This window comes from Fusobacterium sp. SYSU M8D902 (genome assembly GCF_040199715.1).
Lineage (GTDB): Bacteria > Fusobacteriota > Fusobacteriia > Fusobacteriales > Fusobacteriaceae > Fusobacterium_A.
Genome location: NZ_JBEFNA010000002.1, coordinates 138,576 through 155,943, shown reverse-complemented (window position 1 = coordinate 155,943; position 17,368 = coordinate 138,576). Strand labels below are relative to the sequence as shown.

Genomic DNA, 17,368 nt, shown 5'->3' with positions numbered 1-17,368 from the left:
GAAAAAGTATATCTTTTATGTCATAATACTACATATAGTAAAAACTTAAAAAGAAAAACAATATATATTGTATTAGGAGGAAAAAATGATAAAAATATATGGAAAAGAGAATTGTAGCAGATGTCAAACAATAAAAGGGATATTAGATGAGAAAAAAGTAGCTTATGAATATAGTGATGATTTAAAAACTCTTATGACTGTAGCTAGTAAAGCTAGAATAATGTCAGCACCTGTTGTAGAAAAAGATGGCCAGTATTACACAATGGAACAGTTTTTAGAGGCAATGTAATGAAATGGGTTGTGAATAGAGCAGGGATAAAAGAGGAATTAGATATAAAAAAAATAAGAGAGAAGTTAATAAAAGCCTGTGATGGATTAGAGATCAATATGGTGGAGTTAGAGAGCCATATAGATGCTATATATCAAGAGGGAATAAAGACAAAAAAGATACAGGAGACATTAATAAATCAAGCTGTTAGTATGGTCAGTTTTGAAGAGCCAGATTGGACATATGTAGCTGGAAGACTTTTGATGATGGAAACAGAAAGAGAGGTCTTTCATAAAAGAGGATTTTCATATGGAAAGTTTTATCAAACTATAGAGATACTTACAAAAAAAGGTGTTTATGATAGTAGATTGATGGAATTTTCTAAAGAAGAGATAGATATATTAGGAAACTATATAGCTCCAGAGAGGGATATGTTGTATGATTATGCTGGTGCTAATATGTTGGTAAATAGATACTTGATGAAATATAGAGGAGATATTTGTGAGTTACCTCAAGAAGTATTTATGTGTATAGCAATGTTGCTAGCTTTAAACGAGGAGAATAGAGTTGAAGTAGCAAAACAATTTTATAATGCTCTATCTTTGAAAAAGATATCATTAGCTACTCCGATTTTAGCTAACTTGAGAATACCTCAAGGAAATTTATCTTCATGCTTTATAACAGCCATTGATGACAATATAGAGTCTATTTTTTATAACATAGATACAATTGCTAAGATCAGTAAAAATGGTGGAGGGGTAGGAGTAAATATCTCTAGAATAAGAGCAAAAAACTCAATGGTAAATGGTTACTATAATGCTAGTGGTGGAGTAGTTCCTTGGATAAGAATAGTAAATGATACAGCAGTTGCAGTGAATCAGCAAGGGAGACGTGCTGGAGCTGTTACAGTAGCCTTAGATACTTGGCATTTGGATATTGAAAAGTTTTTAGAACTACAGACAGAAAATGGAGATCAAAGAACGAAAGCTTATGATATATATCCACAAGTTGTTGTTTCAGATCTATTTATGAAAAGAGTAGAAAATAATGAGAGCTGGACATTGATTGATCCATATGAGATAAGAATGAAGTTTGGTATTGAATTGTGTGAACTATATGGAGAGGAATTTGAGAGAGTCTACACTGAGATAGAAGGAGATACTACTCTTCAATTAAAGAAGAGTATAAAAGCAAGAGAGCTCTTTAAAGAGATTATGAAGGTACAGATAGAGACAGGAATGCCATATATTTTCTTTAAAGATAGTGCAAACAGAATGAATCATAACCAACATATGGGTATGATTGGAAATGGAAATCTATGTATGGAGAGCTTTTCTAATTTTTCTCCAAGCAAAAATTATAGAGAGAGATCAGAGAAAGAGGAGCAAGGAGTGAGAAGTGTAGATCTAGGAATGGTACATACTTGCAACTTAGTTTCTATGAATTTGGCTGAAATAGAGAAAGAGGAGTTAGAGGAGATTACAAAAATAGCAGTTAGAATCTTAGACAATACAATAGATCTAACAGAGACTCCGATTTTAGAGTCAGATAGACACAATTCTCACTATAGAACAATCGGTGTAGGAACAATGGGACTTGCTGACTATATGGCTAAAGAGTTTATGATATATGAAGAATCTTTGGAAGATATAGATGCTCTATATGAGAAGATAGCTCTTTATACAGTAAAAGCTTCAGCACTTTTAGCTAAGGAGAGAGGTGCATACAGATACTTTGAAGGATCTATGTGGAACAGAGGAGTATTTTTTCAAAAAGATCAAAAATGGTATGAAAATAATTCTCAATACTCTAAAGAGTGGCAGGAAGTATTTGAGTTGGTTAAGAGATATGGTATTCGTAATGGAGAGTTATCAGCAGTGGCTCCAAATACATCAACTTCTTTATTGATGGGAGCAACAGCATCTGTAAATCCAACTTTTTCAAGATTTTTTATAGAGAAAAATCAAAAGGGAGCTGTACCAAGAGTTGTAAAATATCTAAAGGAGAGAGCTTGGTTCTATCCAGAATTTAAAAATGTAGATCCAAAAATCTATGTAAAAATGATGAGCAGAATAGGAAAATGGACAACTCAAGGTGTATCTATGGAACTTCTTTTTGACTTGAATAAAAATATAAGAGCTAAAGATATATTTGAAACTTTTTTGACAGCTTGGAAAGAGGGGTGCAAATCAGTTTATTATATTAGAACGATTCAAAAAAATACCAATATAGTTAATGAGAAAGAGGAGTGTGAAAGTTGTAGTGGATAGGAAAAAACTATTTAATCCTATGGGAGTGGACACACTAACTGAAAGAAAGATTATAAAGGGAAATAGTACAAACATATTTAATTTAAATAATGTAAAATATGGTTGGGCTAATCATCTTTATAGAACGATGATGGGAAACTTTTGGATACCAGAGAAGATAGATTTAACACAGGATAGAGTTGATTATAATAACTTGACATCATATGAAAAAGAGGCATATGATGGAATACTATCTTTTTTAATCTTTTTAGATAGTATACAAACAAATAATATACCAAATGTTTCAGATTATATTACAGCTCCTGAGATAAATTTGATTTTATCAATTCAAACATTCCAAGAGGCTATACATTCACAGTCATATCAGTATATAATAGAATCTATTCTACCTAAAGAAACAAGAAACTATATATATGATAAATGGAGAGATGATAAGGTATTATTTGAGAGAAATAGCTATATAGCTGAAATATACCAAAAATTTATAGAGAGTCCAAGTGATGAGAATTTTGCAAAGGTTATGATAGCAGATTACCTATTGGAATCACTGTACTTCTATAATGGATTTAATTTTTTCTACCTACTAGCAAGTAGAAATAAGATGATGGGAACATCTGACATAATAAGACTGATAAATAGAGATGAACTTTCTCATGTAGTTATATTTCAACAGATGATAAAAGAGATAAAAAATGAAAATCCTAATTTTTTCCAAGAGGATAGCATTTATGAGATGTTTAAAAAAGCTGTTGAACAGGAGATCATCTGGACAAATCACATAATTGGAGCAAATATTTTGGGAATAACAGAAAAGAGTACAGAGGATTATACTAAATGGTTGGCTAATGAAAGACTTAAGGGGATTGGATTAGCACCAATATATGAAGGATACAGTAAAAATCCATACAAACATTTAGAGAGATTTGCTGATACAGAGGGAGATGGAAATGTAAAGGCTAATTTTTTTGAAGGAACTGTTACAAGTTATAATATGAGCTCTTCTATTGAAGGTTGGGACGAAATATAGTATAAAACTTGACTTTTAATATTTGTTAATATATAATCGAAGTATAAAGATCATAGGCTACCTTACAGAGGTAGCTTTTTTTCTAAATACTATTAGAGGAGGTTATATGTTTTTAATAGAGAAAATAATATCAATGACATTAATATCACCACTATTAATAATTATACTATTGTTAATTATTGGGGTGGGAAACATCTTCAATAGAAGAAAAAAATCTGGATTAGTGCTAATAATTATAAGTGTGATACTATATTGTGCTTCTACAGATTGGATAATAGATAAAAAGATATATAAATTAGAAAGTAGTTATCCAGTTGTATCAGAAGAGGAACTATCAAAAGGGGAGGCATATATATTACTCGGTGGTGGAATAATAACTACAACTGTAGAGGGGAATATTCCTGGAGTACTGGCAACAACAAGAATTTTAAAGACAGCAGAGTATTATAGAAAATATCCTAAAAAAATATATATTTCAGGAGGAACACCTCTACAAAATCAAGAGAGTGAGAGTTCAGTGTATGCTAGAGAGCTTAAGGAACTTGGAGTTAAAGAAGAGGATATTATAATAGAAGAAAGTAGTAAGAATACAAATGAAAATGCTCTATTAATAAAGGAAAAATTAGAACAAGATGGAGTAAAAAATGTAGTATTGATAACTTCAGCAACTCATATGAAAAGAAGTATGTTTATTTTTCAAAAGAAGTTAGACGGGGTTAATATCTATCCAGCACCATGTAATTTCTTAGCTTCACAAGAAAAAGAGAATAATTTTTATTATATACCAAAATACTATAATTTTTTAAAATTTCAACTTTGGTTATGGGAAACAGTGGGAAATACCTATTATAAAATAAGATATTAATATAGAAAAAAGGAGAAAATTTTACTTGTGAAGTAAGATTTTCTCCTTTGTTGCTTTAGTTCTAGAATTTCATTTTAGAAAAATGGTTTTTTCCAGCTCCACAAGGTGGACATACCCAATCTTCAGATACTTCAGCAAAAGGTGTACCAGCAGGGATACCGTGCTCCACATCTCCAACAGCAGGATCATAAACATATCCACAAACTTCACACATATATAGATCTTTATCTGAAGTGTTATGCTCAATTACAGCTGAAAAATGATCTTTTGAAACTCCACAAGGTGGGCAAGACCAATCTTCTGGTAAACTTTCAAAAGGTGTACCAGCAGGGATACCATGCTCTACATCTCCAATAGCAGGATCATAAACATATCCACAAACTTCACATACGTATTTTTTCATCAATAGACCTCCTAATACTTTAATTCCTATATCTATTATACACTAATACTATCTATTTTCCAATGATTTATTTATAATGTAATGATTATATCTACAGATCTCTCTTGTTAAATTGAGTAGTAATTTAACAAAAATTTGATTATTTTCTTTTGATAGTTTATGAAATGAAAATTTAGAGAGTTCTAAAAGAGTAACATCACTTAAAGCTATACACTCCCCTATATTAGGGATAATTCCTAAAAGAGCAGTCTGCCCAAAACAATCTCCAATATTATATGTTTTTGAGAAATTATTTTTAAAATCTGTATTAATTCTCATTTGAACAGTACCAACTTCAACTATATAGATATTTTCAGGAGATGAGTTTTGACAGTAAACAATCTCTCCCTTTGAATAATCCTTTCTATTAAGAAATTTAAGTAAATACTCAATTTCATTCTGAGTTAAAGCTCCTAAGATGGCAATATTATTTGTTGCTAAATTAATTTTTTCTATCATTTTCTCCCCTTTCTTTTAATATTATTCGTATAAAACAAGAAAAATCCTTTTTTATTTTATTTTACTTGAATAGTAGTCATTAAGATGTTACAATTATACTGTGAAAAATTATAAAACAATGGGTGAGTGTATGAAATATTTAAAGTTTTTTATCTGTCAATTTATTTTAGGAACAGCTTTGTTTGCTTTTTCGGGGCAGGAGGAGTGGTCCACAGTAGCTACTTATGACAACAGTATTCCAGAGAATATAAAGGTCAATGAAAAGTACAAAGGTGGTCATCCTGAAGTATTAGACTATGTATTCGTAAGAGGAAGAGTAGCTAATTTAAGAGATCTACCTTCAACTAAAGGAAAGGTAATTGGAAAATATGGTTATGATACTAAATTAAAAGCTCTAAAAAAAGTATTGTACTATGGAAACTACTGGTTTTTTGTAGAAGATTCTAAAGGAAAAACAGGGTATATCTCAGCAAATCTTGTAAGAAAGAGAGTTTTTAGATTCCAGAAAGCTTTGGATAAGATAAATGAGTTAGAAAAATTTGTAGTTGATCAAAAGGGTATGGGAAGAGAACTAGCAAGTACAAGTTCATATGTGCCAAATCCAAATAACCAAAATTTTAAAAGAGCAAAAGATAAATATGGAACTTCATTGGATCAGAGCAGTATAGGGAGATCTGTTGTGAACAATGAAGAGATATATATTCCAGATAGATCAATTTTATCGGTAGTTCAAAGAGGAAAAACAACTTCAAGAGTAAAAGTAGCTAATATACCTGAAGAGTTAATAATATCTAACTCTACAATGACAAAAAATCCAGTAATTCAAGAGGATTTTTCAAAAGTAGTAGCAATAGATGTATCTAACCAAAATATGATGGTTTTTGAAAAGAATAGAAGTAAAGAGTGGGAAGTTATCTCATATGTATATAGTAAAACAGGTATTGAAAGTCAATTGGGATTTGAAACTCCAAAGGGATTCTTTACAGCTCCAATGGTAAAATATGTGATGCCATATAATGGAGAGGCAGGAGATAAGCAAGGGTATGCAAGATATGCTATGAGATTTTCAGGTGGTGGATATCTACACGGAACTCCTATCAACTATGATGAAGAGATAAATAAAGAGTTTTTTATGAAACAAAAAGAGAAAACATTGGGAACATTTACAGGAACTAGAAAATGTATAAGAACAACAGAGGAACATGCTAAGTTTTTATTTGATTGGGTAATGAAAACACCTAATAAAAAGCAAAACGAACAAAGACTTACTGAAAATGTAATGTTTATAATTTTTTAAAAGGAGACTGACTATGAAAAAATTTTTGTTAGCGTTGAGTATTTTGTCCCTTGCAATGACTGGTTGTACATCTTCAAATGAAAATTTAAAAGAGATGACAATAGTAGAGGGTGAAACAGAGTATGTTTTAGAAGATGTAAGTAGTGAGAAAAAACCACTTGAAGATATTATTGTATTTGATGAGAAGGGTGTAATAATAAGAAAAGAGAATGGAAATCTTATACTCTCTATGCCAGAGGAGATATTATTTGACTTTGATAGCTATTCAGTAAAAGGAAGTGTAAAGAATAGTTTAAATGGATTGACAAAAGCTTTGGTGGAACATAAGGATATAAAATTAAAGATAGATGGACATACTGACTTTATTGGTAGTGATCAGTATAATTTCAATCTTTCATTGAAGAGAGCCAACTCTATAAAAAGTTACTTGATAGGAAGAGGAGCAATGGCTAATAATATCTCAGTGGAGGGATATGGAAAACAAAATCCAATAGCTTCAAATAAAACAGAGGCTGGAAGATCTAGAAATAGAAGAGTAGAGTTTATAATTTCAAGAGATGAAGTGGTATTCTAATAATTTAAAAGAGCAAGATAACTAAGTTGTACTTGCTCTTTTTTTGTATAAAATTTATTGTTTTATTTTTCATTTAGATATCTATCTAAAACTTTTTGCCACATACCATTTTCTTTCATAATCTTTTCAAAGATCTCTCTTACAGCACCATTTCCACCATTTTTACTAGAGATGTAATCAACTCTTTCTAAGACTTCAGATACAGCGTCTTTTGGACAAGCTGAAAAAACAACTTCCTTCATTACACCTAGATCATTAATATCATCTCCAATATAGGCGATTTCCTCTTTAGTGATACCATACTTTTCAATGAGTTTGTTAAGTTCGACTACTTTATTACTAACACCTTGAGCCAACTCTTGTATTCCCAACTCATCTTTTCTTCTTCTGACAATCTCAGAAGACTTTCCAGTTATTATAGCTACTATACCACCCAATTTAATCCATTGGACTATTGCAAAACCATCTTTAACATCAAAAGCTTTGAGGCAATTGTCTTTATCATCCATATATAATTTCCCATCAGTTAAAGTTCCATCAACATCTAGTATTATAAGTTTTATCATATAACCCCCTTCAAAATTTAGATATGAAAAAAGGATATCCTTTAACGGATATCCTTAGGTACAAATTAAAGTGCGTTTACTTTAGCTGCTAATCTAGCTTTCTTTCTAGAAGCTGTATTTTTCTTCATGATTCCTTTAGAAACTGCTTTATCTAACTCTTTGTAAGCTACTGATAAAGCTGCGTTAGCTGCTTCTACTTCTTTAACTTCTACAGCTGATAAAACTTTTTTAACCATAGTTTTAACTCTAGATTTAACTGCTTGATTTCTCTCTCTGTTTCTTTCTGCTACTAATACTCTCTTTTTAGCTGATCTTGAATGTGCCAAATTAAAAACCTCCTAAGTTTTAAAAAACAATTTTTTTATTTTTTCCATAAGATGATAACATAATTTAAACAAAATGTCAATCTGAAATTGACAGAAGTTCTTTTTAATTTGTTTAAGTTAAGCTACAAAAGAGACACCTTTTCTTGTACAATGGACCAAATTTATTATACCATACTTTCTAAAAAAAATAAAGTTTTTTTTAGAAGATAAGAATTTTCTTAACTTGCTATTTTTTCAAAAAAGATGTATTATAATAGTAATAAAAAAATATAAAGAAAGGAAATTTATGGATATAAAAGATAAGATTTCATCTGCAGCTAGGGAAGTTATGAGAATAGAAATAGCTGAAGCTCAAGGAAATGAAGTGTTTTTTAGAGGAATCCCAGATGAAAATGGAGTAGTTCAAGAGGTCCAAGTATTGGCTAGGGGAAATAGTTATTCTGTTCCTGCTATTCTAAAGGCTATGAGAAAAGGTGAGGTAATTATACACAATCACCCTTCTGGATTTCTTTATCCATCAGATGCTGATATAGAGGTTGCGTCAATATATTCCAATAGAATGGATGGGGCTTCATATATAGTTAATAATGATGTATCAGATGTCTATGTTATAATAGAACTATTTAAAGATGAGAATGTAAAGATAGATATAGCTCCATACTTTGAAAAAACAGGATTATTATCTCAGACTTTTAAAGGTTTTGAATATAGAGATGAACAACTACATATGGCAAAGCATATAGAGAAGGGATTAAATTCAGAGATACCTGTAATAGTAGAGGCTGGAACAGGAACAGGAAAAACTTTGGCTTATTTGATACCAAGTATAGAGTGGGCAATAAAAAATAGAAAAAGAGTTGTTATTTCAACTAATACTATAAATTTACAAGAGCAACTGCTAAATAAGGATATTCCAATAGCCAAAAGAGTGATACAGGGAGATTTTAAATATATTCTTGTAAAAGGTCGTGGGAACTATCTATGCAATAGAAAATACCATAATTTAGCTATGGGAGATACCTCAATTATTGAGGATTTTTCACCTTCACAAAAAAATCAGTTTGTAGAGATCATAAAATGGGGAAATCAAACTGAGATAGGAGATAAGGGAGAATTACCTTTTGAAGTTGATAACAGTGTTTGGGAGCTATTTCAGAGTGAGACAGATATGTGCTCAGGAAATAAGTGCCCGTATAAAGCAGAGTGTTTCTTTTTGAAGTCTAGAGAGGAGAAGAAGAAAGCTGATATATTGATAACAAATCATCATATGTATTTCTCTGATTTAGCTATTAGAAAGGAGATAGGTTTTAATACAGAGTACTCTATATTGCCAGAGTATGGACTTGTCGTATTTGATGAGGCACACAATATAGAAAAAGTAGCAAGAGATTACTTCTCTTATGAAGCTTCTAAGTATAGCTTTACCAAGACTATGAATCAGATATTTACAACTGAAGGGAAGAAAAAAAATACAGGAGCTTTAGATTTTATACTTAAATATATAAAAAGTGCTGAAATAGATAGTAGAGGTATATTAGAGAGAGAGATTGAAGAGATTAAACTCAAACATAAGTCTCTTTATATTTCTGGAAGAGAGTATTTTAACCATATTATAGATGTATTTTCAAAGGGAGAAATGGGTACTTTTACTTTTAGAGCAAAGAAAGAGGAGATGGAAAACTCTCCATTTTTAAATACATTGACGGATTATAAAGATACTTTTTTAAGTGATTACAACTCCTATATTAGAAAGGTTAGAGAACTTATAAAAGAGTTGAAAGATGAAGAGGATACAGCTGGTCATATCAATGATTTTTCTAAATATGTAGATAGATTAGATGGGTTTATAAATAATTTCAGATTTATCCATGATTTTTCAGATGATGAATTCATCTATTGGATTGAGGTAAATAGTAGAAAAAGTAATTCAAAACTTGTGGCTACACCTCTAAAGATAGATGGAGAGTTGCAAAAAAATCTATATTTGAATTTGAAACAGATAATTTTCACTTCAGCAACAATAGCAATAGGAAGTGATTTTAGTTATTTTAAGGAATCTATAGGTCTGGATAAAAATACTTTGGAAAAGGTGATACACTCTCCTTTTGATTATGATAGACAGATGAAGGTTTATATTCCTAATGATATACCAAATCCTTCAGAGAAAAATTTTATAGATGATGTTTCAGAGTTTTTGAAGGCACAACTCATAGCATCAAAGGGAAAGGCCTTTGTATTGTTTACCTCTTATCAGATGTTAAACTATGTTTACTATATGATAAGAGAGGAGTTAGAGAGAAATGGTATACAGCTATTTATTCAGGGAATGACTTCAAGAACACATTTAGTAAATATGTATACTGCAGGAAAAAATCCTGTTTTATTTGGAACAGATTCCTTTTGGGAAGGTGTTGACATAAAAGGAAATCAACTAAGTAATGTAATAATTGTAAAACTTCCATTTAAAGTTCCAAGTGATCCTGTTACAGAAGCGATAATTGAGCATATTACTGCACAGGGAAAAAATTCATTTACAGAATATCAGGTTCCAGAGGCTGTAATTAAATTTAAGCAGGGAATAGGAAGATTGATAAGAAGTAAAACTGATTCAGGAACAATAACTATATTAGATAATAGAGTTGTTACCAAGAGATATGGAAGATTTTTTATAGATTCTATTCCAACAAAAAATATAAATGTTCTTTCAAAATCAGAGATTTTAAAAGATATTATAAAAGAATTGAAAGGTGGTAAAAAATGAAAACTATAAATCTCTTTGGATTGAAACTACAGTTTGAAGTAAAGAGAAATAGATATAGTGATGAAAATATTTACTCCAAAGAGTACTCCTTGAGAGAGAAATTGATATATATAATTTTGGTTATGTTTATCATAGCATTTTCCTCAAAAATCTCTTTGTTATCCAATCAAAATAACTACAAGGTGGGAGATATAGTTAAGGCTGATCTATATGCACCAAACACTATTATCTTTAAGGATCAAGGTGCTAAGGAGAAGATAATAGAGGGGATAATCAAAGAATCAGGGAAAGAGTATATTTACTCTTCAGATGTAGAAAAATTATACCTAGATTATTTTGATGACTTTTTCAAGAGTATCAATCAATTGAAAAATGGTATAGTAACCGAGTTAGAGGCTAATCTCCTAGAGAGAAATACAAATAAGAAGATTCCACAAAACTTGATAGAGGAACTTGTATCTCTCAAAGAAAAAGAGATCGATAGAATAGAGAGAGGAAGTAGAAAATTCTTAGTAGAAGCTTATAAAGAGGGGATAGTTCAAGAGAAAAACGGTGTTTTTTATAGGACACCAGTGGATAAAAAATATGAAAAATTAAATGATTTAGAGAAAAAAATTGTGGATATTTTTGTTTCACCAAACTATATCTATGATGAGGTAAAAACAAAGAAAAATATTCAGGAAAAAGTTTCTCAGATAAGTGATCAATATGTTGAGATAAAAGCTGGAACACTCATAGCTAAAACAGGAGAAGTATTGAATGAGAGAAGGATAAAGATATTAGAAGCTTGTGGTATCTACTCTTATAAGAAGAGTTTTTCCTTGATCTTTGCTAATATTCTTTATTTAGGGATAATCTCATCACTGTTTTATAGCTTGTTTTTCAATAATTATAAAAAAATAATCTTAAATAAGAATTATTATAGATCTTCAATGTTGATTTTAGCAGGGATACTCCTCACTTTTAGAGTGTTAAACAACGATTGGATGTATTTTATTCCTGTTGATACAGCGTTTTTTCTATTGATACTCTTGGTTGACAAAACCTATGCAATATCACTATTTTCATTTATGTTATTTTTTCTGATGCCGATATTGAATTACAATCTACAGTATTTTACAATATACTTCATATCAATGGCTTTTGCAGCTCATATTGTTTCTAAAATAACAACGAGATCAGGAATAATAGCAGCAGGAATACAATTGTCTATACTAAAAGTAACATTGTACTTACTGCTCTCATATTTTTCAGAGGTGGAGAGCTTTACTATTGCAATTATAGTAGGATCAATTTTACTTTCTGGGCTTGTATCAGGAATGTTAACAATAGCGTTCTTACCATATTTTGAAAAGACATTTAATATATTAACTATATTTAGATTGTTGGAGTTAGGAGATTTATCACACCCACTTTTGAAAAAAATATCAGTGGAAGCTCCAGGAACATTCCAACACTCAGTGATGGTAGCCACACTTTCAGAAAACGCAGCAACAGCCATAGGAGCAAATGCAGTTTTTTGCCGTGTAGCTTCATATTACCATGATTTAGGAAAGACAAAGAGACCTAAATTTTATGTAGAAAATCAACAAAATGGAGAGAATCCACATAATAAGATTTCACCATTTATGAGTACACTAATAATTACCTCACATACTAAAGATGGAGCAGAGCTAGCAAAAGAGTATCAAATCCCTAAAGAGATAAGGGATATTATGTATGAACATCAGGGGACTACATTTTTAGCATACTTTTATAATGCAGCAAAGAATATAGATCCAAATGTTGAAAAAGAGGAGTTTAGATATAGTGGACCAAAACCTAAAACAAAGGAATCAGCAATAATAATGCTAGCAGATTCTATTGAAGCAGCTATAAGATCGTTGGATGAGAAATCACCAATGGCAATGGAGAGTATGATTAGAAAGATAATAAATGGAAAAATAGAGGATAACCAGTTATCAGAAGCGAATCTTACTTTTAAAGAGATAGAGGTTATAATAAAAACTTTTGTAAAAACTTTAGTAAGTATTCACCATGTTAGAATTAAATATCCAGGACAAAAATAAAATATAAGGAGAGATAGTATGGAATTGATATTAGAGATGTCTTTAGAGATAGAGGGATTTGATGATTTAGTAAATGAGAATGAGATAAAGGAGTATGTAGAGAAAGTTTTAACAAAGGAGTATGAGTCAGAAGCTCCAGTATATATGTCACTTTTATTTACAGGAAATGATGAGATTCAAGTAATAAATAGAGAGTATAGAGATAAGGATCAGCCTACTGATGTTATCTCATTTGCTTATCATGAGACTGAAGATTTTGATATAGGACCTTATGATACATTAGGGGATATAGTTATCTCATTAGAGAGAGTAGTAGAACAGGCAAAAGAGTATAATCACTCAGAAAAAAGAGAACTATACTATGTTTTAACTCATGGAATTTTACACCTTTTAGGATATGATCATATAGAAGAGGAAGATAAAATAGAGATGAGAGCCAAAGAGGAAGAGATATTAGGAACTTTTGGATATACTAGAGAGATGTGATACTATGGGAGATTCTAGAAATAAATGGAAAAATATAGGAGTAACAGAAAAGTTTAATGTTGCTTTTGAAGGGATTTTTGAAACAATAAGAACAGAGAGACATATGAAATTTCATTGTTTTTGTACAATTATAATCTTTATCCTATCTTTATTTTTAGATATTGGAAAAAATGAAGCTCTTGCTGTAATCATAAGTGTTTCACTAATCTGGATAGCCGAACTTTTTAATACAGCTATTGAAAGTTGTGTGGACATGGTTACTGAAAAATATCATCCTTTGGCTAAGAGAGCTAAGGATATTGCAGCTGGAGCTGTTTTGGTAACGGCTATAAACGCTTTATTTGTAGGTTATATAGTCTTTGAGAAGAAGATAGCAATAAATATGAGAGATATGTTTTATGTTTTAAAAAGCTCATTTCAACACACAGTGCTATCTATATTTGTACTAATAATAGTAATTGTAATCTGCATTAAAGCTATTTCAGGAAAGGGAACAGCATTGAGAGGGGGATTTCCAAGTGGTCATAGTGCATTGGCAACTTCAATATTGACACTGGTAACTTCTCAAACAGATAATCCTAAAATATTTTTTCTTACTCTTGTTTTGACAATTTTAGTGATTCACTCTAGAATAGAGGGGAAAATACATACATTTTTTGAAACAATGGTAGGAGCATTTTTAGGTTGGGCAGTGACATATCTTATATTAGTAATAGTAAATTTATAGGAGAGTTACTATGATAAGAATGAAGGAATATATACTACTGAGCATACTATCCTATTGTAATTTTGGAGAAGCTGAGTATGGCAAAACTTTGAGAGAGATATTTGAAAATCCACAAAATAATAGAATTATAGTGGGAACTTTCTCTATACTTCTCTCTAAAAACAGAGAGTTATTTATGAATTATTTTTCTGAGATTTTAGATGATTGGAAAATATATTACATAGATAATAGAACATCTCAAAATATAGGGGGAAAAGCTTCAGGATTTTATGCAGTGGTATTTGAAAAAGAGGAAAAATATATTGTTTCTTATAGAGGAAGTGAAAAATACCCCCTAGAAGATGCATACAAAGATTTTGTAGAGACAGATTTGGCAATAGGATTAGGAAAGATTCCACTTCAATTTTATGAAGGGGTAGAAGTATACTATCATCTGATAAGGAACTGTAATTTGGATGCCAAGAGTATATATTTGACAGGACACTCTTTAGGTGGAGGTATAGCACAGTATGTAGCCTTAACAATTGATAAGTTTTTTAACTATATTCCATATACCTATACATGGAATGCTGTTGGAATAAATAGAGAGGGAATAGTTTCAATAGTAGATTATATAAGGTTGAATGAGATATTAGGAGAGTATACAGATCTATCAGAGAAGGAGATTGAAAACTTTAAAGAGTTTGAAGAACCATATTTAGAGTTTTTAGCCAAAGAGTTAAAGAAGATAAAAGCGATAAAGGACAATAAGACAGCACTTGTAGATAAGTATGATACTGTTTATTTTGATATTGATGAGGATTTTATTAAACAACTTATAAAAACTACAACAATAGAGAAGTGTTTGATGAAATTTTCAATGTCTAGAAGAAGGGATCTCATTTTAAAACAGAATCTTTTTGAGAAAATATTTCAATTGGATAATATGGGTGAGCTTTTAGATAGGGCACAAAAATTTATAGATAGAGTGAGTAATAATAGAGCTTATGAGGAGAAAATCTATAATTTTGGACATTCACAAGATTTGACATTCTCACTTTTTAGGCATCTTGGAACAGCTTATTTAGTTGATGAGAGCTTTATGAAGAGGAAAAAACAGAGAGCATCAATATTTAATAATTTTAAAATATTTACAAAATCTATACAGAGTCACCACTTTGAAGATGTTTTCTTTCCTTTTATTAAAACAACAGGAGAGAAGGCTGGGAATTTTTCAGTGAATTTAAATTTAGATTTTATGGCTTCATCTCTCAGAAAATTGTTTACAATGGAATACTGTTTAAATAAAAATCTATTGGCACACTATTTTTCTCTCGAAAAAATAGATGATAGTAATTTCAAGGAGATTAAACAGTATATAGTGTCTGGATTAAATAGTAGTGGTGTAAGTCTTCTGTATAGAAAGCAGATAACTACTCAATTAGTGGGAATGGATAGAGAAGAGTTTTCAGAATTGTGGGAGAAAGTAAAGAAAAAATTACCAAGTCCATATAAAAATATGGATATATTTGATACATTTGTCTTTATATAAAATATTTTGGAGGGAAGAATGAAAAAGTACTTGGCATTAGTATTTCTTTTGATATTGGTAGGTTGTGGTATAACTGAGGAGAAACAGATAGAGAATAGGAGTTTGAAGGTTGCTTTAGCTTATAAACCTAGATCTTTTGATCCACATAGACATACTGATAGTGCAACATTAGCAGTGACAAAACAGATATATAGCAATCTTTTTTCGATAGATAATGAGGGGAATATTGTTACAGAACTTGTTGAAAGTTATCAGATACAAGAGGATAGTTCTATAATATTAAGATTGAAAAAAGGTGTCTTATTTCATAATGAAGATGAGATGAAAGCAGAGGATGTAAAAAGGAGTCTAGAAAGAAATTTGGAGATCCCTGTTTCAAGAGTTTTAGTAGAAGCAATAGAGAGTGTGGAAGTGATAGATGGTTATACTTTAAAGATTAACCAAAATAACTCACCCTCAATATTGTTACACAACTTAGCTCATTCATCAACTGCTATTGTTAAGGAAGTTGCAAAAAACTCACAGGATATTGATTTAGTGGGAACAGGACCATATAAAATTGAGGATTGGTCCCTAAGTGAAAAAGTTGTATTAAAAGGTTTTGACAAATTTTATGGTGAAAAAGCAAAGATGAAGGATCTTGTTTTCCAGACTATCCCCGAAACTTCAAATAGACTGATAGCACTTGAAACTGGAGAAATAGATATAGCTTATGATATTTCAGCAAATGATATAAAAGGAATTGAAAAAAATCCAAAATTAAAAGTGATCAATGAAGTATCTTTAGGTAGTGACTTTATAACAATAAATACTAAAAGAGTTAAAGATAAGCGTATAAGACAAGCAATAGAGTATGCTATTGATAAAAAGGCAATAATAAATACAGTGTATGAAGGTTATGGAGTTGTTCCAAAATCTATATTATCACCCAATGTTTTTGGTTATGATGATGAGGCTAAGATCAGAGAGTATAATTTAGATAGAGCAAAAGAGTTATTGAAAGAGGCAGAAGTAGAGAGTTTAAAATTGGGCCTTTGGATATATGATGAACCTTCAAGACAGCAGATGGCCCAGATAATACAGGCTAATTTAAAAGAGTTGGGAATAGATGTGGAGATAAACGTACTAGAGGTATCTTCTTTTTTACAATACACAGGAATGGGAGAACATGATCTATTGATAGGACTTTGGTATGTTAGCACTGGTGATGCTGACTATGGTTTCTATCCATTACTACACTCATCTTCAGCTGGACCAGTTGGAAATAGAAGTTTTTATTCAAATGTTGAGGTTGATAATTTACTAGATAGAGCAAGAAAAACTACCTCTACTTTTGAGAGAAAAGAGAATTATAAAAAAGTTCAAAATATAATCAGTGATGAGGTTCCACTGTTTCCAATTGCATACAAAAATTATACAATTGGGTTGCAAAATAATATAAATGGTTTCTTGTTTAATCCCAATGGAAATCATATTTTATATAAGGTTTATTATGAAAAAAATTAAATAAATTAAAGAGTTAAAAGCTCTGTTCGATCAAAAACTAAGCTATTGAACAGAGCTTTTTTATTTATTTTTTAAACTATAAAATATAAAAATTAATTATTAAATTCTTACAAAAAATTCAATAATAAGAGAACTTGAAAGAATTATGAAATATATATGAAGTATATATTTTAAAAATACAAAAAAAATATGAC

General features: G+C 30.4%; 16 protein-coding genes. 12 read left to right on the top strand and 4 right to left on the bottom strand.

All coding sequences use genetic code 11. From position 1 onward, the window contains the following. Positions 1 to 85 precede the first annotated feature (85 nt). From ABNK64_RS02080 to ABNK64_RS02065, 4 genes are all read left to right on the top strand, one after another. Positions 86 to 289 carry a glutaredoxin family protein gene (locus tag ABNK64_RS02080; protein WP_291255938.1) on the top strand — a complete coding sequence of 68 codons (204 nt, stop codon included), beginning with the start codon at positions 86 to 88 and terminating at the stop codon, positions 287 to 289. Continuing rightward, positions 289 to 2,538, top strand: a complete 2,250-nt coding sequence (locus ABNK64_RS02075) for a ribonucleoside-diphosphate reductase subunit alpha (protein ID WP_349763323.1) — start codon at positions 289 to 291, stop codon at positions 2,536 to 2,538. Before ABNK64_RS02080 ends, ABNK64_RS02075 begins: the two co-directional genes overlap by 1 nt. Continuing rightward, positions 2,531 to 3,565 (top strand): ribonucleotide-diphosphate reductase subunit beta, encoded by a 1,035-nt coding sequence (locus ABNK64_RS02070; protein ID WP_291259658.1) that lies wholly within the window; start codon positions 2,531 to 2,533, stop codon positions 3,563 to 3,565. Before ABNK64_RS02075 ends, ABNK64_RS02070 begins: the two co-directional genes overlap by 8 nt. Positions 3,566 to 3,671: 106 nt before the next feature. Then, positions 3,672 to 4,430, top strand: coding sequence for a YdcF family protein (locus ABNK64_RS02065; protein ID WP_349763322.1), 759 nt, complete (start codon positions 3,672 to 3,674; stop codon positions 4,428 to 4,430). Positions 4,431 to 4,491: 61 nt separating this feature from the next. Here the strand turns inward: ABNK64_RS02065 and ABNK64_RS11210 are convergent, their stop codons facing one another. Together ABNK64_RS11210 and ABNK64_RS02050 are read right to left on the bottom strand one after the other, a co-directional pair. Further along, the gene (locus tag ABNK64_RS11210; RefSeq protein WP_456878790.1) at positions 4,492 to 4,833 is read right to left on the bottom strand and encodes a rubredoxin; all 342 of its coding nucleotides are present in this window, start codon (positions 4,831 to 4,833) and stop codon (positions 4,492 to 4,494) included. 48 nt (positions 4,834 to 4,881) lie between these two features. Beyond that, positions 4,882 to 5,331: a cyclic nucleotide-binding domain-containing protein gene (locus ABNK64_RS02050; RefSeq protein WP_349763321.1), complete on the bottom strand. Its 450-nt coding sequence runs from the start codon at positions 5,329 to 5,331 to the stop codon at positions 4,882 to 4,884. Positions 5,332 to 5,461: 130 nt separating this feature from the next. Between ABNK64_RS02050 and ABNK64_RS02045 the strand changes: the two genes are divergently transcribed. Next, complete coding sequence (locus ABNK64_RS02045) at positions 5,462 to 6,628, top strand: L,D-transpeptidase family protein (RefSeq protein ID WP_291256119.1); 1,167 nt, start codon at positions 5,462 to 5,464, stop codon at positions 6,626 to 6,628. Between the two features lie 13 nt (positions 6,629 to 6,641). Further along, entirely contained in the window at positions 6,642 to 7,202 is a 561-nt protein-coding gene (locus ABNK64_RS02040) for an OmpA family protein (RefSeq protein WP_349763320.1), read from the top strand. 62 nt (positions 7,203 to 7,264) lie between these two features. On the opposite strand, the gene ABNK64_RS02035 is transcribed toward ABNK64_RS02040, so the two are convergent. Both ABNK64_RS02035 and rpsT read right to left on the bottom strand, forming a co-directional pair. Beyond that, a complete protein-coding gene (locus ABNK64_RS02035; RefSeq protein WP_349763319.1) occupies positions 7,265 to 7,768 on the bottom strand; it encodes a KdsC family phosphatase in 504 nt (167 codons plus the stop codon). Between the two features lie 65 nt (positions 7,769 to 7,833). Continuing rightward, the gene (rpsT, locus tag ABNK64_RS02030; RefSeq protein ID WP_291256643.1) at positions 7,834 to 8,094 is read right to left on the bottom strand and encodes a 30S ribosomal protein S20; all 261 of its coding nucleotides are present in this window, start codon (positions 8,092 to 8,094) and stop codon (positions 7,834 to 7,836) included. A gap of 286 nt (positions 8,095 to 8,380) precedes the next feature. Here rpsT and ABNK64_RS02025 point away from each other — a divergent pair, with 286 nt between their 5' ends. Genes ABNK64_RS02025 through ABNK64_RS02000 form a run of 6 tightly spaced genes read left to right on the top strand, consistent with a single transcriptional unit; the run spans position 8,381 to position 17,174 of the window. Next, positions 8,381 to 10,855, top strand: a complete 2,475-nt coding sequence (locus ABNK64_RS02025; protein ID WP_349763318.1) for a helicase C-terminal domain-containing protein — start codon at positions 8,381 to 8,383, stop codon at positions 10,853 to 10,855. Continuing rightward, a complete protein-coding gene (locus ABNK64_RS02020; protein WP_300340984.1) occupies positions 10,852 to 12,924 on the top strand; it encodes an HD family phosphohydrolase in 2,073 nt (690 codons plus the stop codon). The genes ABNK64_RS02025 and ABNK64_RS02020 overlap by 4 nt, the downstream gene beginning before the upstream one ends. 18 nt (positions 12,925 to 12,942) lie before the next feature. After that, positions 12,943 to 13,410, top strand: coding sequence for an rRNA maturation RNase YbeY (gene ybeY / locus ABNK64_RS02015; protein WP_291256646.1), 468 nt, complete (start codon positions 12,943 to 12,945; stop codon positions 13,408 to 13,410). Continuing rightward, the gene (locus ABNK64_RS02010) at positions 13,388 to 14,137 is read left to right on the top strand and encodes a diacylglycerol kinase (protein ID WP_300389885.1); all 750 of its coding nucleotides are present in this window, start codon (positions 13,388 to 13,390) and stop codon (positions 14,135 to 14,137) included. The genes ybeY and ABNK64_RS02010 overlap by 23 nt, the downstream gene beginning before the upstream one ends. Before the next feature lie 10 nt (positions 14,138 to 14,147). Continuing rightward, positions 14,148 to 15,668 carry a Tle-like phospholipase domain-containing protein gene (locus tag ABNK64_RS02005; RefSeq protein ID WP_349763317.1) on the top strand — a complete coding sequence of 507 codons (1,521 nt, stop codon included), beginning with the start codon at positions 14,148 to 14,150 and terminating at the stop codon, positions 15,666 to 15,668. Positions 15,669 to 15,686: 18 nt separating this feature from the next. Beyond that, entirely contained in the window at positions 15,687 to 17,174 is a 1,488-nt protein-coding gene (locus ABNK64_RS02000; protein ID WP_349763316.1) for an ABC transporter substrate-binding protein, read from the top strand. Positions 17,175 to 17,368: the final 194 nt, after the last annotated feature.

Excerpts from the sequence above, each read along its gene's own strand:
- ABNK64_RS02080 (WP_291255938.1), top strand. The coding sequence starts at position 86 with ATGATAAAAATATATGGAAAAGAGAATTGTAGCAGATGTCAAACAATA.
- ABNK64_RS02075 (WP_349763323.1), top strand. The coding sequence starts at position 289 with ATGAAATGGGTTGTGAATAGAGCAGGGATAAAAGAGGAATTAGATATA.
- ABNK64_RS02065 (WP_349763322.1), top strand. The coding sequence starts at position 3,672 with ATGTTTTTAATAGAGAAAATAATATCAATGACATTAATATCACCACTA.
- ABNK64_RS11210 (WP_456878790.1), bottom strand. The coding sequence starts at position 4,833 with ATGAAAAAATACGTATGTGAAGTTTGTGGATATGTTTATGATCCTGCT.
- ABNK64_RS02050 (WP_349763321.1), bottom strand. The coding sequence starts at position 5,331 with ATGATAGAAAAAATTAATTTAGCAACAAATAATATTGCCATCTTAGGA.
- ABNK64_RS02045 (WP_291256119.1), top strand. The coding sequence starts at position 5,462 with ATGAAATATTTAAAGTTTTTTATCTGTCAATTTATTTTAGGAACAGCT.
- ABNK64_RS02040 (WP_349763320.1), top strand. The coding sequence starts at position 6,642 with ATGAAAAAATTTTTGTTAGCGTTGAGTATTTTGTCCCTTGCAATGACT.
- ABNK64_RS02035 (WP_349763319.1), bottom strand. The coding sequence starts at position 7,768 with ATGATAAAACTTATAATACTAGATGTTGATGGAACTTTAACTGATGGG.
- ABNK64_RS02025 (WP_349763318.1), top strand. The coding sequence starts at position 8,381 with ATGGATATAAAAGATAAGATTTCATCTGCAGCTAGGGAAGTTATGAGA.
- ABNK64_RS02020 (WP_300340984.1), top strand. The coding sequence starts at position 10,852 with ATGAAAACTATAAATCTCTTTGGATTGAAACTACAGTTTGAAGTAAAG.
- ybeY (WP_291256646.1), top strand. The coding sequence starts at position 12,943 with ATGGAATTGATATTAGAGATGTCTTTAGAGATAGAGGGATTTGATGAT.
- ABNK64_RS02005 (WP_349763317.1), top strand. The coding sequence starts at position 14,148 with ATGATAAGAATGAAGGAATATATACTACTGAGCATACTATCCTATTGT.
- ABNK64_RS02000 (WP_349763316.1), top strand. The coding sequence starts at position 15,687 with ATGAAAAAGTACTTGGCATTAGTATTTCTTTTGATATTGGTAGGTTGT.